Source organism: Bradyrhizobium diazoefficiens (assembly GCF_016616885.1).
Taxonomy (GTDB): Bacteria; Pseudomonadota; Alphaproteobacteria; order Rhizobiales; family Xanthobacteraceae; genus Bradyrhizobium; species Bradyrhizobium diazoefficiens_F.
The window spans coordinates 117,738-133,351 of the sequence record NZ_CP067102.1; the positions used below are offsets into that span (position 1 = coordinate 117,738).

Annotated in this window: 12 protein-coding genes; 1 reads left to right on the forward strand and 11 read right to left on the reverse strand. The window is 62.0% G+C overall.

Translation table 11 applies throughout. The features are described 5' to 3' along the window. Nucleotides 1-120: 120 nt before the first annotated feature. The 11 genes from JJC00_RS00530 to JJC00_RS00580 all read right to left on the reverse strand — a co-directional run bounded on the left by JJC00_RS00530 (nt 121) and on the right by JJC00_RS00580 (nt 12,601). Entirely contained in the window at nt 121-1,071 is a 951-nt protein-coding gene (locus JJC00_RS00530; RefSeq protein WP_200470847.1) for a DNA adenine methylase, read from the reverse strand. After that, complete coding sequence (locus JJC00_RS00535) at nt 1,071-2,537, reverse strand: hypothetical protein (RefSeq protein WP_200470848.1); 1,467 nt, start codon at nt 2,535-2,537, stop codon at nt 1,071-1,073. The genes JJC00_RS00530 and JJC00_RS00535 overlap by 1 nt, the downstream gene beginning before the upstream one ends. Nucleotides 2,538-2,791: 254 nt before the next feature. Further along, entirely contained in the window at nt 2,792-3,253 is a 462-nt protein-coding gene (gene ptsN, locus JJC00_RS00540; RefSeq protein WP_200470849.1) for a PTS IIA-like nitrogen regulatory protein PtsN, read from the reverse strand. Nucleotides 3,254-3,473: 220 nt separating this feature from the next. Further along, nucleotides 3,474-4,073 carry a ribosome hibernation-promoting factor, HPF/YfiA family gene (hpf, locus tag JJC00_RS00545; protein ID WP_200470850.1) on the reverse strand — a complete coding sequence of 200 codons (600 nt, stop codon included), beginning with the start codon at nt 4,071-4,073 and terminating at the stop codon, nt 3,474-3,476. A gap of 83 nt (nt 4,074-4,156) precedes the next feature. Beyond that, a complete protein-coding gene (gene rpoN, locus JJC00_RS00550) occupies nt 4,157-5,782 on the reverse strand; it encodes an RNA polymerase factor sigma-54 (protein ID WP_200470851.1) in 1,626 nt (541 codons plus the stop codon). Between the two features lie 90 nt (nt 5,783-5,872). Beyond that, nucleotides 5,873-6,883, reverse strand: a complete 1,011-nt coding sequence (lptB, locus tag JJC00_RS00555) for an LPS export ABC transporter ATP-binding protein (RefSeq protein WP_200470852.1) — start codon at nt 6,881-6,883, stop codon at nt 5,873-5,875. A gap of 234 nt (nt 6,884-7,117) precedes the next feature. Next, nucleotides 7,118-7,849 (reverse strand): LptA/OstA family protein, encoded by a 732-nt coding sequence (locus JJC00_RS00560; protein ID WP_200470853.1) that lies wholly within the window; start codon nt 7,847-7,849, stop codon nt 7,118-7,120. Nucleotides 7,850-7,854: 5 nt separating this feature from the next. Next, nucleotides 7,855-8,580, reverse strand: coding sequence for an LPS export ABC transporter periplasmic protein LptC (gene lptC, locus JJC00_RS00565; RefSeq protein WP_200470854.1), 726 nt, complete (start codon nt 8,578-8,580; stop codon nt 7,855-7,857). A 200-nt stretch (nt 8,581-8,780) separates the two neighbouring features. Further along, nucleotides 8,781-9,395, reverse strand: coding sequence for a ribonuclease D (locus JJC00_RS00570; protein WP_200470855.1), 615 nt, complete (start codon nt 9,393-9,395; stop codon nt 8,781-8,783). 153 nt (nt 9,396-9,548) lie between these two features. Beyond that, nucleotides 9,549-11,276: a hypothetical protein gene (locus tag JJC00_RS00575; RefSeq protein WP_200470856.1), complete on the reverse strand. Its 1,728-nt coding sequence runs from the start codon at nt 11,274-11,276 to the stop codon at nt 9,549-9,551. Continuing rightward, a complete protein-coding gene (locus tag JJC00_RS00580; RefSeq protein ID WP_200470857.1) occupies nt 11,276-12,601 on the reverse strand; it encodes a UbiA family prenyltransferase in 1,326 nt (441 codons plus the stop codon). The genes JJC00_RS00575 and JJC00_RS00580 overlap by 1 nt, the downstream gene beginning before the upstream one ends. 284 nt (nt 12,602-12,885) lie before the next feature. On the opposite strand from JJC00_RS00580, the gene JJC00_RS00585 reads away from it, so the two are divergent. Further along, entirely contained in the window at nt 12,886-14,148 is a 1,263-nt protein-coding gene (locus JJC00_RS00585) for an MFS transporter (RefSeq protein ID WP_200470858.1), read from the forward strand. Nucleotides 14,149-15,614: the final 1,466 nt, after the last annotated feature.

Sequence of the window (15,614 nt, forward strand, 5' to 3'; positions counted from 1 at the left end):
TGCCAATGGCCGCAAGGAGCGCAGAAGAGCCGAACTCCGGGACGCGGCGCTGAACGATGTCTTAGAAATTGATGAGGGGGATGGGGGGAAAGGTCGCAGCCGATGCTACGAGGTGACCTCTTAGATTTTCGACCCTCGCACAGTTTTCGGCCGGTTGCGGACCTTTGAGGCCGAGACCTTCTTGCCAATTGTGGCTCGCTTTTTCAGGGCAGGCCGTCGAGCGTGATGAGCGTCAAAGCCAGTTATCGTTGGTGCTTTGAGGCTGTCGCTCAGGAAGATGACCTCTGGGCCTTCAGACTTTTCGCCCGCGCTGTAGTTCAGCAAATAGGTAATTGGGTCGAACGTGGAATAGATAGACCGAATCGCCGGCACGTCGTCATATGAGACTACCCAATTAACGCAGCGCTTCTTGCGGAGCGCCTGAGCAATTTCCTCGTGGTCTTTCGGTTGATAGAAGTTTTTGTAGAGCTTGTGCCCTTTGACGTAATAGGGCGGGTCCAGATAGGTCAGGGCGTTCGGATTGCTCAGAACCTTCTGAAGGAAATCCATCGCGTCTAGATTCGTTACTTCGATCTGATTCGAGTAGCGGGCCAGGGCCTTCAAGTTCTCGATTTGCCGGTCTTTGACCAAACGAACGTCGATCTTCCACTTCCCTTTTTGTTCGAACCCACCAATCGGACCTGCGCCCTCAATGATGCCCGAGCGGTTCGTTCGATTGAGGAAGTAAGCGGAGAAGCCAAGCGCGAGCTTGTTGTCGAGGTCACCATTTTGCCAGACCTCTTGCTGCTCATGCCATTGGTCAATGGTGATAGGCGTCTTGGCGATCAGGCGGCAGAACTTCTCAGTGTCAAACAGGGCCGACATCCAAAATGCGTAGATCGACGGATCTATGTCGTTGATTGAGACCTTGTCGACGAAGCCGGTCGTGAGGAGCCGAATCGCCAAGCCAGCCCCGCCCGCATACGGTTCGCAATAGTCGCGGCCGAAAAGCTTATTCTCTCTGATCAACTCGACGAAAAATGGGAAAAGCTTCGCCTTCCCGCCCGGATATCGAAGTGGCGAGCCAATCATCACACATACTTCTTTACAAACTGATCAATGGAATCCCGAGCGGCCGCCAGACGCGTCTCGTTTGGGATCACGTTTCCATGCGCCCCAAGGTTCAAATACGCGAGGTGATCCTTCTTGAACTCCGCTAATATTTTCTTATCGCCAGACGGAAGCGTGATTGCATTGCTCGCAATGAGATTGAGAGCGCTTTCCAAGTCGTGCGACTTTCCGAGCTTGTTGCCGCCTTGGTCATCAATGATGTGTTTCAGAATGGACTCGACGATGTTGCGCAGCAAGAAAGTCGCCGCAGCGGGAAGTTTTTTATAATTGATGTCTTTGGCTTCTTTGAGGAGCTGCGTAATCAGGCCGCTATTCATCTTCTTGGGATGATAGCCGAAGAGAGTGCCGGGCTTGAGCGTGGTCTTTCCGCCGGTCGCCCCTCCACCCGTGCCGCCTCCAGAGCCCCCGCCAGATGAACCCGCTCCCGTTCCGCCTGTGCCTCCCGTCTTCTTTTCGCCACCCTTCTTCTTGGACGCTTTTGAACCGGTGCCGGATTCATCGTAGTCCGAGAAAACGCTGTCGTATGATGCGGTCGCGCCCAATCCACGTTCGGGATTTACGACAAGCTTCTTGATGAGGTGCTTGAATTTCTTGTCAGCGCCAGATGCAAACACGACCTTCAGATTGGCAGCATCGTAGGTGATGCCCATTTTGGCTTTGTGGCCGCTGGTCTGCAAGAAGCGGACAGGAGGATTGAAGGCAACGTTCGGTTTGAGGAGAACGTCTTTTTCTTTCGGCGTCCAATTGAGGGACAGCGCCTTTAGATACAGCTGATACTCAAGAATGAGGTCTTTCACCTCTCCTTGCGTGAGTCTGAAAACCTTGGCGATCTTCGCAAGCGACTTATCGGACTTCCACTCATTGTAGATCGCCTGCCTGCTGCCGAGATAGCCCCACTGGGATTTGTCGCCTCTGCCAAAATGGGCGCCTGCCATCACGGGCATCAATGCGTCGCGGTCCGGAGCAAGCGTGCATGCGACTGTCTGGAGGACTTTCTTCAGGGCCTCGGAGACGTGCGGCACAGAATCGGCATAGTCTTTGGGCGGCTTCAAAAGGCCGGTGAGGACTTTGTAGGCCGCTATGCGCGTATTGCCCTCGATGACGACATAGCGGGAACCCTTCTTGACGACGTAAGGTCGCTCCGCCCCGATGTTGTGGCCTTCCGATGCAATCCGCTTGATGAAGGCCTCTAGCTCCTCGTTCTCGTAGAGATAAGCCAGAATAGCCGCCTGCGTGCTTAATGCGGTCTGCGAGACGATCCGTGGATTCTTGTCATCCAGATCGATATCTTCGAGCTGAAGGTCAACGAGCTTAAAGCCGGCATACATGATGAGCGCCCCTCCCAACCGCTGACGAAACACGATCCCGCCTGCCGAAGCAACTGCCGGTTGAGAGGTGTTGAAGCGGATACTGACGCTCGTCCACAAGACGAAGGTGCTAGCCGCGCTCCGGCACCGAAGCCGGAACTTGCCCCCAAGTGCGCAACAGGACTGTGTAACAACGTCTCGACGAGCTCAAGAAAATGCTATAAAGATCAGCATCTTGCAGATCGGCACAGCCAATCCTTTCCTGCGCACCACTTTTTAAACCCTTACATCAAGTGGCTCGCCGGCATGTCAGACTTTGCTGGCACTTGCGTGGGCAAGGTCAGGATTCATCTGAACGGTTGGAGACCGGTTTATTAAGCCGCGGTCGCCGGCGGCAGGGCGAGCACCGAATAGATCGCTTGCGCATCGCGCGAGGCGCGGAGTTTTTTGGCGATGTCCTGGTCGCGCAGCAGGCGGGCGATGCGGGCGAGGGCCTTGAGGTGATCGGCGCCGGCACCTTCGGGGGCGAGCAGCAGGAAGACCAGATCGACCGGCTGGGCGTCCATCGCCTCGAAATCGATCGGGCGATCGAGCCGGGCGAACAGGCCAAAGATCTTTTCCAGCTTGGGTAGCTTGCCGTGGGGAATGGCGACGCCGTAGCCGACCGCGGTGGTGCCGAGCTTCTCGCGCTGAAGCAGCACCTCGAACACCGAACGCTCGTTCTGGCCGGTCAACTCGGCGGCCTTGGCCGCGAGTTCCTGGAGCGCCTGTTTCTTGCTGTTGACCTTCAATGCCGGAAGTATCGCCTCGGGCGCGACCAGATCGGTAATCGGCATGGAAGTGTTCCGAGGTGAATTAAACCGTCAGGTTCCGAATTGGCCGGCTCGATCAGATCGAGCCCGGCCGGCGTCAAGAAGGTGAAGCAGGAGGCGGACTTAGCCAAGGTTCGGTAAGTCCTGATGTGGGGCGCTTCTACTCCAACGCAATCCCGGTGCCAACTGCCGCGTGCGGCTTTGCCCCGGTCATTGTTGAGGCTGTGGTTGATACGGGGCCGCCCTAGCCGTCCGATTTGGCACCCGGCGGGTCGATCCAGCCGACATTGCCGTCAGCCCGGCGGTAGATGATGTTCACCCGGCCTGAGGAACCGTGCTGGAATACCAGGCAGGGTGCTCCGCTGAGGTCGAGTTCCATGACGGCCTCACTGACCGACATCTGCTTCAGCGACGTCGTCGCCTCGGCGATGATCACGGGGCTGTAGCCGGTGACCTCATCCTCTTCGCCATCCTCGCCCGGCGCCTCCAGCACGTAAGCAGTCGCGTTTAGCGCAGCCAGCGCCGCGGAGGCGACATGGGCCTTGCGGGCGGAGCGGTCCTTGAGCCGGCTCTTGTAGCGCTTGAGCCGCTTCTCGATCATGATCAGCGCCTGGTCGGCGCTGGCATAGGCGTCCGGCGCATTCGAATCGGCTTCCAGCGTAATGCCGGAATCAAGATGCAGCGCACAATCGGTGCGGAAGCCGAAGCCGTCCTTGCTGAGCGTGATATGTCCGGAATAATTGCCGTCGAAATATTTACGGAGGACCTCTTCGGTCCGGTCGGTCACGCGGCCGCGCAGGGCCTCGCCGACGCTGACGCTCTTGCCCGAAATCCGAAGAGTCATGTGATGCCTCGCTTGGTTTGACTGCCCAGCTTGGATCGGTCGCGATGGGGGGATGAGAGTAGCGCGATTTCGCGCCAGCGCAATCAGGCCGGTTCGGTGTTGCGGGAGCGATCGGACATTGCGGTGGAAAGGATGTTACCAAGAGCGCTCTGCTTGTCGCGACGGCGTTGCACCGAGGACGGAATGCGCATGGCTTCGCGGTACTTCGCGACCGTGCGGCGGGCAATATCAATGCCCGAAGCGCGCAAGCGTTCCACGATGGTATCATCCGACAGGATCGCGGAGGGCGCCTCCGAATCAATCAGCTGCTTGATGTGGTGGCGCACGGCTTCGGCGGAATGCGCCTCGCCGCCGTCGGCCGAAGCGATCGACGCCGTGAAGAAATATTTCAACTCGAATGTGCCGCGATTTGTCGCCATGTATTTATTGGCGGTGACGCGCGACACCGTGGATTCATGCATCTGGATCGCGTCCGCCACCGCCTTGAGATTCAGCGGTCGCAGATGCGCGACACCATGGGTGAAGAAGCCGTCCTGCTGGCGCACGATCTCGGTCGCAACTTTCAGGATCGTGCGGGCGCGCTGGTCGAGTGCGCGCACCAGCCAGGTCGCATTCTGCAGCGCGTCGGTGAAATACGACTTGTCGCCGTCCTTGCCTTTTTTCTTCGACAGCTCGGAATAGTAGGTCTGGTTCACCAGCACGCGCGGCAAGGTGTCGCTGTTGAGCTCGACATGCCAGCCGCCGTCCGGACCCGGGCGGACATAGACGTCGGGCACCATGGTCTGCAGCCGCGCCGAGCCGAATTTCATGCCGGGCTTGGGATTGAGGCGGCGGATCTCGCCGATCATGTCGCCGATATCTTCATCGTCGACGCCGCAAAGCTTGCGCAAGGCGGCGATGTCGCGCTTGGCGAGGAGATCGAGATGCTCGACGAGCGCCTGCATCGCCGGATCGTAGCGGTCGAGCTCGCGGAGCTGGATTGCCAGGCATTCGCTCAAATTGCGCGCGCAGACGCCGGGCGGATCGAATTTTTGCAGCACGGCAAGAACGCCCTCGACATCGGCTTGCGTTGCGCCAAGCCGCTCGGCCGCCTGGCCGAGATCGGGCGGCAGATAGCCGGCCTCGTCGACGAGGTCGATCAGGTACTGCCCGATCATGCGCTGCGCCGGCCCGGCGAAGGCAACCGAGAGCTGCTCGGCCAGATGATCGCCGAGCGTCATCTCTGCCGCGACAAAGGCCTCGAGATTGTAGTCCTCGTCACCGGAGGCACCGCCGCCCCATTCGGTATAGGTGGTCGGCGCGACGTCCTGCGCATTGCGCGCAGCCGCCTCGGCCGGCTCCTCGGAGAAGACATTGTCCAGGCCCGTGTCCAGGGTCTGCTCGATCTCGGCGCGGGTGCCGAGATCCTTGCTCATCCATTCTTCCTGGCCGGGCTCGAAGGCGTTGCCGCTGCCGCCAAAGCCGTCATCGGCACCCTGATTGCCTGAATCATCACCATCGTGGTCGCTGAACTGGCCGGCCTCGGCCGGGGCTTCGCCGGGGGCCTCGTCATTGGCCCGCTCCAGCAGGGGATTACGCTCGAGCTCCTCCTCCACGAAGGTCGTGAGATCGAGATTGGACAATTGCAGCAGCTTGATCGCCTGCATCAGCTGCGGCGTCATGACCAGCGACTGCGATTGCCGGAACTCTAATCTCTGCGAAAGCGCCATCTAACAAGAACCGTTCCCGAAAATTGGTCCGATTCTTGCTTATCTTAGTCCTGACCCGATGTACACGCCTTGACGAAATGGAAAAAAGGGCTAGAGGCGGAATTCCTCGCCAAGGTAAAGGCGCCGAACATCCGGATCCGCGACGATCTCGTCCGGGCTCCCCTCCGTCAGGATTTCACCGGCATAGACGATATAGGCGCGGTCGGTGAGACCGAGCGTCTCGCGCACATTGTGGTCGGTGATCAGCACGCCGATGCCGCGATTGGTGAGATGGCGGACCAGGTCCTGAATGTCGCCGACCGCGATCGGATCGATGCCGGCAAAGGGCTCGTCGAGCAGCATGTAGTTCGGACGCGTCGCCAGCGCGCGCGCGATCTCGACGCGGCGACGCTCGCCGCCGGACAGCGCGATCGACGGTGATTTCCGCAGGCGCGTGATGTTGAATTCATCGAGCAGGGAGTCGAGCTGCTGCTCGCGCTTCTTGCGCGAGGGCTCGACCACTTCGAGCACGGCGCGGATGTTCTGCTCGACGGTGAGGCCGCGGAAGATCGAGGCTTCCTGCGGCAGATAGCCGATGCCGAGCCGCGCGCGCTGATACATCGGCAGCTTGGTGACGTCGTGGCCGTCGAGCTCGATCGCGCCGCGATCGGCCTTGATCAGGCCGGTGATCATGTAGAACACGGTGGTCTTGCCGGCGCCGTTCGGGCCGAGCAGGCCGACGGCTTCGCCGCGCCGCACATAGATGCTGACGCCCCGCACCACCTGGCGGCTGCCAAAGCTCTTTTCCACGCTATGCACAGCCAGGAAGCCCGGGCGCCGCAACAGCTGCGGTGCGCCCGAGCCGTTGGACTTCGCATTGGTCTTGGCGGCGGGCCTGGCTTTGGGAGGCTGGGCCGCCGGCCGCGGCCGCGGTCGGGCCTCGACGCCATAGGGGTCCGAGGCCTGCATCGGCTGGTCGCGGGCAAGCGGCGGCACGTCCCGCACCGGACTCGCCACCAGGCCGCCGACGCTGTCACCGAGCGCGGTGATGTCCTGACGGGCAAATCCTGGCCGGCCGCGCTTGGCGGGGCGCCGACGGAACATGCTGAATAGATCGACCATCCCCGTCTTCCAGCCTTCTACGGATCCTGCGCGGCGCTCGCGCGGTCTGCCGCGCCGGCCTCTCGCTTCGCCGACGCAGCATGAATGAAGGGATATCTCATGCCCAGTGAAACACGCCCGAAAAGCGGCGGACCCCGCTTCGAAAGCCCTGCGCGCTAGATACAGTCTCGCCGGGCAAGCTTCAACCTCGGATCGGCCGCATCAAGGCCAAGCCATTGAGTTTACTTTTGGAATTTACTTTTGTTTACTTCCGCCGGGCAATTGCAAAGGCGAGCCTGCGCCCGGAGCTACGGGCGTTCCGCATTTGCCGTTTGAGCCGCCCTGGGACTGGATGAACAGGCCCTGCACCTTGCCGCTGTCGGATTCCACCCGAGAGACGCCCGTGGTCATGTCGACCATGAGGCGGTCGCCGCGCAGCACGTTCTGGCACTGCGTCAGCACCACGCCGCCGAGCATGGTGATGAGGTTGGTCTTGGTATCGAACACCGCGGTCTCGCCGGTCACCACCTGGTCCTTCTGGGTGACGACGACATTGCCGCGCGCTTCCAGCCGCTTGATCGAGGAGGCGCCGCCCGGCCCCGGCGTCGCCGATTGCATCGGGGCCGACTGCGCGGGCGCCGATTTCGTTCCCTTCGCAGGTGCCGCTTGCGGCGCGGCCGCCTTGTCGCTGCTCGATTCGTAGAACACCACCAGCGTCTTCGAGGTCATGGTGGTGTCGCCCTGCACCACCTTCACATTGCCCGCGAAGGTCGCTTCCTTTTTCTTGTCGCGCATCTCGAGGGAGGCGGCCTCGATCTGGATCGGCTGATCGCGGTTCTGCGAAAAGCCCTGCATCGCATTGGGCACGCCTTGCATCGTGCTTTGTGCGACGGCCGCACCGGTCGCAATCAGCGCAGCGCCGCCAAGCGCGACTGCTGCGACGATGGCGCGACGCTTGCTGACGTTGCGCGGAAAAACATGAGCCATGAAAATCACTTTGAGTTCGCAGACCTGTTCTTGGACTTCGCCGGCGGCGGCGCGGGCGGCTCGACCGGCGCCGGCGTCGCGTCATCCGTGCTGATCTTGTCCAGGTGCATCACGACATTGCCTTCGAAGCGGATGACGTCACCGCCTTCCGTGATGCGCAAGCGATCGGCGGTCAGCGTGCCGTTGGTCAGCTTGACGTCGACATGTTCATCGGAGGAGACCGTGCCTTTGCCCATGTCGACGAAAGCCGAGTTCAACCGCGCTTCGTAGCCGGTCGAGGTGCGCAGGAAGATGTCCTTGTGCAAATCGAGCTGCTGCTGCTTGTTGTCGAAGCGGCCGGTGCGGGCATCGAGCAGCAGGGTCGATTGGTCTTCCATCAGCACCTTCGCCTTGAGGTCATTGAGGTCGACATGATCAGGATCGGTGATGTCCTGCGTCGCGGTCTTGGCCCAGAGCTCGTAGGGCCGCTGATCCGGCGTGAAGCCGGACAGGTGCGGCGATTCCATCGTGATCTTGGTGCCCGTCACCACCAGATTTCCGGAATCGACCTTCACGGGGATCATGGTGAACGGGTTGAGGAAGGTCGAGACCGCGACGATCGAGGCCATGGCCAGAACCACGGTCACCGGCACGGCGATGCGCAGAATCCGCACCAGGCGGCTGTGGCGCGCCGCGCGGGCGAACTTCGCCGCAAGCGCGGCGTCGTAGGTGGAAAACTGGGCCGAGTTCACCGCTGCTCCGGGGGCATCGCTTGCCTGGTCAGAAGGCTCCAATCGAGGACGCCCCATTGTACCCGCGACCTCAGGAATATGCAGCCTTTGGAATAGGCAGCCTTTGTAGTAGGCAGCCTTGGGCATATCAGCTTTGAACAGGCCGTTACGAAAGTGTCCGAAACGGGGCGACCGCCCGAGCTTAGCCTCCTGCAGAAGGCTCAGGAATGCGCGAAAATGTCCTCTTCCGCCCAGCCATGGAGGTCGAGCACGGCGCGGGTCGGCAGGAAATCGAAACAGGCCTTGGCCAGCGCGGTGCGGCCCTCCCGGACCAGCATGGCGTCGAGCCGCTCGCGCAGGGCATGGAGATGCAGCACGTCGGAGGCGGCGTAGGCCAGCTGTGGCTCTGTCAGGCTGTCGGAACCCCAGTCGCTGGACTGCTGTTGCTTGGAGAGGTCGACATTGAGCACCTCGCGCACGAGGTCCTTGAGGCCATGGCGATCGGTATAGGTGCGGGTCAGGCGGGAGGCGATCTTGGTGCAGTAGATTGGCCCGGTCATCACGCCAAAGGTCTGGTACAGCACCGCAACGTCGAACCGCGCGAAATGGAAGATCTTCGTGATGGCGGGATTGGTCAGCAGCGCCTTCAGGTTCGGCGCATCGGTATGGCCCTTCGGGATCTGCACCACGTCGGCGCTGCCGTCGCCGGGCGAAAGCTGCACCACGCAGAGACGGTCGCGATGCGGATTGAGGCCCATGGTCTCGGTGTCGATCGCCACCGCACCGGTGTAGCGGGTGAGGTCTGGCAGGTCGCCGCGATGCAGGCGTACGGTCATGGCGTTTCAAACCCTCAATCGAATCGGCGCTAGATCAAATTAATGCCTGAAGCGGCAACTGGCGAGGGCCGGCCGGGTCGAAGATCCGCCAGCAGCCTTGCGCGCCGCGATGTAGCCGCTGGCCACGGTCGGCGCAAGCATCGGGGCCGTATTTCAACCGGCTGGCGCGCGTTCGGCGGCCGAGACGCAGAGCCGTCTGGTCCGGAACACCACGTCACGCTGCGAGGACAATGTCTCGCAGCGATCGACGACGTAATCGATGCCGTGCCCCGCGGCATAGGCCAATCGTGCGGCGTGGGACTCCAGCGCCTCCGTCTCGGTCATCCGCTCGTGCCAGATCCAGTAGTAGGACGGCGTCCACATCGCGGCGGCGCCGCGCTTGTAGTCGACCCAGATGCGGCGATGCGCCACGAATTCGAAGATGGTCACCCGCGCGAGCGCGAGGTCCCCGGGTTGCACCGTCGCGGTTTCCGCGCGATGGGGTAGCGGCAGGAAGATCGCATCGGTCCGTGTCGCACCCCTCGCCCAATTGCCGACGTCCTGCCACTCACCGACCGCATCGTTGAAGATGCGGCCGGCGGCGAGGTTCTGCCAAGCCGCGAACGGCCATAGTACCAGACCCGCCAGCGCCAACGCCGCATAGCCGAACCGGCGATGCGAGGCGGGCGCGTCGTCCGTGACGCCCGTGGCCACGACCACGCCCACAACCAGCGGAACGACGAGCGCGATTGCGATGCCGTTGATGCCAAGGCAAAGCACCATCAGGCACCCCGGCAAGAAGGCGATCGCACGGCCACGGCTCAGCCAGTTGGTCGCGAGCGCCGCCACGGCAAGTCCGGCCAACAGGTAGATCTGCGTCCCCGAACGCAGCAGTTGAAGATTGAGAACGAGATTCGCGCCGGAGACGAACGGAATGACGATACCGACCGCATAGACCAGGATCGCGCCGAGATAGACCGCCTGCAACGCGCGCGCCCGGGCGCCGAACCACGCAAACGCTGCGGCGCCGGCAGCGATCACCGCGACCATCGCGAGGATGCTGTCGAGATCGACCGCCGTGATCAGCGAATGGCCGGCATAATATTCACGGAGATAGGCCGGATAGTCGAAGCCGGGCGGCTTGCCGAACTCGGGATTGCCGAGCACGGCGTGCAGGACCGGATAGGCCATGGGGAGCGAGATCACGAGCCCGGCGAGGGTCCGCCAGCAGACGGTCCGCAGCGTCGTCTCGCCTCGAAGCATTGAGGTGACCGCGACGATAACCAGCAGCGGCGCGAGCCAGACGGCAACGAAGGCATTGACGAAGAAGGTGACACCGCAGGCAACGGCCGCCGACATGAACCATCGTCGCGCCGCGAAATAGATTGCGAGCAGGACGGTACCGTTGGCGATCTCGGAATGCGTGAAATAGTTCACGAACAGTCCGCCCATGCCGGCCCGGGCGTAACCGTCGAGGAACGCGATCGCGCACAGGATCAGGCTGAAGACGATCTTGTCGCGCCGCGTGACGACGCCGAGCAGCGAGGCGCAGCACAGGAAGCCGACGAAAGACAACAGGCGCGACAGATAGTTCAGGACGAAGAACAGCACTTCCGTCTGCCCCACGTCCCTCTGCGTGTCGTTCAGGAGGATCCAGACGCCGGAGGCGAAATAGCGCAGGGACTGGATGAAGGCGTCATCGTGAAACTGCGGCTCGTTGCCGAGCCCGGCGACGATCGGAAGATGGAATAGGTTGTTCCAGACGCCGAAGACGAAGCCGGTGCGCAGCAGGGACACCACGGCAGCGAACGCCGCAATCACCAGCGTGTCGACCGTCGCAGGCGAGAGCGCCCGCAAGCTGTTCCGGCTCGCCGCACCCAGGCTCGATGTCGCCAGGCTCATCAGATCGCCGCCAGCATGATGCAGACCATCGCCGCCACGGTGGTGCGGCTGGCGCCGTCCCGGAAGGCGTAGATGATGGGATCGTCGGGCATCTCGCGGCGATGCGCGATCATCAGGGCGCGGCCGAACCAATACAGCAGCAAGGGCGCAAGCAGCCACAGCATCCAGGGCCGGCTGTAGAGCGGCGTCACCGCGGAGGACGAGACGTAGAGCGTGAACACCGTCACCGCATTCATGGCGCTCGCGGCCGCCATCGCGGCGATGATGTGCAGATCGCTGATGCGGTAGTCGCGGTTGGAGGGATCGGCGAGGCCTTCGCCCTGACGCATGCTGAGCTCGCTGAAGCGCTTGATCAGCGCGAGCGAGGTGAACACGAACAGCGAGAACACCATCAGCCATTCCGACAGCACGACGCCGGCCGCGACCGCGCCGGCGCCGATGCGCAGGGAGTAGAGGCCGGCGAGCGTGACGACGTCGACCAGCATCTTGCGCTTGAGCACGAGCGAATAGGCGATGGTGGTGGCGAGATAGACGGCAAGCACGCCGAGGAAGGCGGGAGAGATGCAGAGGCTCGCGGCGACCGCGAACAGCCACAGCGCGGGGATCGCTGATAGCGCCGAGGAGATCGGCAAGTCACCCGCCGCAAGCGCGCGATGGCGCTTGGTCGGATGCTGGCGGTCGGCGGCGAGGTCGAGCAGATCGTTCATCAGATAGGCGCCCGACGCACAGGCCGAGAACGCCAGGAACGCCAGCAGCGTCAAGCCGAGCGCCGCGACATTCAGCTGATGCGCGGTGATAACGGGAACGAACACCAGCGTGTTCTTGGCGTATTGATAGACCCGCAGCGCCTTCGCCCAGGTGTTCAGGCTAGCCCTGCTTCTGCCGCGCGCGTCGATGCGCTCGATCGAAGCGCGATCGAACGGCAGATGATCACCCGCAGCGAGATCGGCCGGCGCAACGACGCCATCAAAACCGAGATGCGCGGCGATGCCGGCTGCATGATCGGCGAAGCGGCCGGCGGCGAGATAAATCTTCGCGCCGCGCGCCCGCGCCGCCAGCGCCTGGTTCAGCACGTCGGCATCATAGGGAAGCTGGGCGTAGTCGAGCTCGGCGCGTGCCAGAATAGCCGTGAGCGCCGCCATGCCTGCGCGACCGCCCGCGCCGAAGCGGGCCAGCAAATGCGCGGGGCTGGAGAATAGCGCCTCCATCAGCAGCTCAGAGCGCAGCAGCGCGCCTTCGAGATCGATGACGAGGGTGCGCCCCGGCGCAGACATGGCCTGCGGCGCGGCCTCGCTCCGATCGTACTGCCTGACGGGCTGCTCCATCCGAAAACGCTCTGACTGACCGCGACACGGCCGGCCCAAGGGCTGGGAAGGCCGGGGAGCAGGAAAATGGACGGCCGCGAGTCTAGGGGGCATTCGCTAAGGTCGGCTTAATTCGGCTGGGCGAAGGGCGGCCGAGAGGGGCCGCCGCCAGGCTGTTGCAGGGATCCCACAATCCGGCGCGCGCTCGATATATCAGCGGAACTTGAGGCCGGCTCCGGTGGAAATCGCCCACGTCCACCCTATCTGAGCCCAGCTCCCCGCGCCCCGTTCACCATGCAGGTGTCATGACAGACCAGACGCTCGCCGCGCCGATCGACGATCAACAGCAACGCCAGCGCGGCTTTACGCGCTACCAGTCACTCCTCGTGGCATTGCTTGCGTTCGCGCAGTTCACCATCATCCTCGATTTCATCATCATGTCACCGCTCGGCGCCATCCTGATGCCCTCGCTCGACATCACCGCCGGGCAATTCGGCGTCGCGGTGTCGGCCTACGCGTTCAGCGCCGGATTGTCCGGCATCCTCGCCGCCGGCTTTGCCGACCGGTTCGACCGCAAGCGGCTGCTGCTGTTCTTCTATGTCGGCTTCGCGCTCGGAACGTTGCTCTGCGCGCTGGCGCAGAACTATCACGTGCTGCTGCTCGGCCGGATCGTGACCGGATTGTTCGGCGGCGTGATCGGCTCGATCGTGCTGGCCATCGTCACCGATTTGTTCGCGCTGCATCTGCGCGGCCGCGTGATGGGATTCGTGCAGACGGCGTTTGCCGCGAGCCAGGTGCTGGGCGTTCCGGCCGGGCTGTTTCTCGCCAATCACTGGAGCTGGCATGTCTGCTTTTTTGCGATCATCGGCCTGTCGATCCTGGCGATCGCCGTCATCGCCTTCGCCATGGAGCCGGTCGACGCGCATCTGAAACTGAAGCAGGACAAGAACCCGTTCCATCATCTCATCGCGACGATCGGAGAACCGCGCTACACGCTGGCTTTCGCGGTCACGACATTGCTGGCGACGGGCGGCTACATGCTGATGCCGTATTCCAGCGCCTTCACCGTCAACAATATCGGCATCGATACCGTGCATCTGCCGACGATCTATCTGGTCTCCGGCCTGTTCAGCATCGTCACGGGACCGCTGGTCGGCCGCGCCAGCGACGCCTTCGGCAAATATCCGACCTTCGTGTTCGGCTGCGCGATGACCGCCGTCATGGTGCTGATCTACACCCATCTCGGCCACGTCTCGCTGGTGACCGCGATCACCGTCAACGTGCTGCTGTTCGTCGGCATCTTCTCGCGCATGATCCCGTCGCAGGCGCTGATCTCGGCGATTCCCGATCAGAGCCAGCGCGGCTCGTTCAGCGCGGTCAGTGCCTCGCTGCAGCAATTCTCCGGCGGGCTCGGCTCGGTGCTTGCGGCTGCGATCATCTCGCAACAACCCGACGGTTCGCTGCTCCATTTCGAGCGGATCGGCTACGTCGTCGTCACGACGACGATCATCACGCTGGTCGCGATGTATTTTGTGCAGAAATCGGTGGCGGGGAGGAGCGTGGTCTGAGGGGCGGGCTCGATTTGTCCGACCGGGGACCGTCGCGGCGGGCAATCGCTGGATCACCGCGCGGCGATCTCCACTGATTGGAAGCAGCCCGATTTGGGAACCAAATCCTGCAAAATGGTGCCCAGGAAAGGATTGGGGCCAGATCCGTCAAACTGCAGCAAAAACAGCCACTTACCTCTGCGCTAAGTCCGACGCTTGTACCACTGGACTGTGCTCGTGTCGACCCTGCTCTGATCACCGAACCACACGCACTGCCGAGGCAGCGAGACTGCGCCTGGAAGAGCGGCTTGGGAAGTTTGGCATGACGACGCTCGGCCCACTTCGTCCGAACGGCCTCGCGCCCGCACCCTCCAGCAGCTCGGCGATCCTCTCGGAATCCTCGCCATGGAAGCCGACCGCCACCTGAGCCCTCCCAGTTTCGCTTGTTACTCCGGCTCCGGCGCGGTCTTGGCCTCGGTGCCCGCAGGACGCGCCCCGGCCGAGTTCGCGCCGCCGGCAGCCTGAACGAAAAAGTCACTTCGCGGCACTCACCACTCCCGGTCGACGCATTTCGAAGACTCGCCTTGCTGCGATGTAGCTCACATCGACGAGTTCCTGAAACGATGCGTTGAGCGACCGCTTGGGTGTGCACCTCCGGTTCGGGCCAGGCAAAACATAAGCGCTGGTTTATCTTTCTGACGCGCGCTGCGACCTAGACCCTCAACCCCTGCGTGATGGCTGATTTGCTGCTGATCCTAAGTAAGTTTGCTTTTGCATACCGGGCAACGTGAAAGCGTGTGATCAAAGATGATCCCTTTCGATTTTCCCGAGCATGCACGGCAAATGAAGTGCCCCCTTTCGCAGATCATGCCGCCCTCGATCTCTTTCTTTTCTCCGCAAGCCGCACATGCTCTGGTTGGCATCAATATCCTCCTGTGCGTTGATCAGTTGCATTGGCCTCGTTGACTGGCCCGGGATATTCACTCAGCTTGCCACACTAAAACTCGATCGTGGTTGGACTCTTACCTCTATAGAGCGCCCCCTTTAGCTCGGAAGAGACACCAGTCAGCGGCTTCTCTGATTTCATCTAGCTCATGGCGAGTAAAGGTAAGATAAGCTGACCAACAGAACGGGGTGGACGTTCCCTAGATCGAGCCTCTCGAATTGGGGCTCACTGTAGCACAGACAATAAACCCGCTTTCAGGTTCAATCCGCCGCCAGCATACTTCCAACATGCGCCTAGTGGTCGTTCCTAGGCACCATTCGTCTGGTCCTTGCTACTGTCGATCGTCGGAACTATACTTTAATCTAATTTAACGTCAGGATCAGATTTGAAGGGTGCTGGTGCGTAGGTGCTAGCCTGAGAGGAAAGTCTCGATGGGGCGCTTCCTTGTTCGGTTTGGCGTTGCGCTAGTTTGCACCATAACTGGACTGCAGTTGACCTTCGATGGACTGACTGCTTCTCAGTACCCCATACGGCATGGGCT